Origin of the sequence: Gluconobacter sp. P1D12_c (assembly GCF_018812105.1) — a bacterium.
GTDB lineage: Bacteria > Pseudomonadota > Alphaproteobacteria > Acetobacterales > Acetobacteraceae > Gluconobacter > Gluconobacter oxydans_A.
Window position 1 is genome coordinate 1 of sequence record NZ_JACSIQ010000830.1, and the last position, 367, is coordinate 367.

The following is a 367-nucleotide window of genomic DNA, read 5'->3' on the forward strand; positions in this document are numbered from 1 at the left end:
CACAGAAAAAAGCCGCATCTCAAGCCTATGCCCCGACATATCCAGAAATCGAATGCTGGAAAGTCCGTGATCCGATCGCGCGTCGAGCACGTCTTTGCCGACCAGAAATCACAGACGGGATTGTTCATCCGAACTGTCGGTATCACCCGGGCCACCATGAGGATCGGGCTGGCCAATATCGTCTACAACATGCGCCGCTTCCTCTTCCTCGAAAGATTGAACGCGAGCGCATAGTCATCCAGCGGGAGAGCAGTCCCCGATCTGCTCAAAACGCAGATCAAAAGCTCCCCCAAAAACCGTCAATCAAATCGCCAAAAGCCTGAAATCACGAGCCAGGCGCATCAAYCAASGGTTCTTCGATCCCTCC

1 pseudogene is annotated in these 367 nt (G+C 53.7%); it reads left to right on the forward strand.

Going from position 1 to position 367, the window contains the following annotated elements:
- Nucleotides 1-234 (forward strand): annotated as a pseudogene (locus tag KP705_RS19405) (IS5/IS1182 family transposase); the annotation flags it as partial.
- Nucleotides 235-367 lie beyond the last annotated feature (133 nt).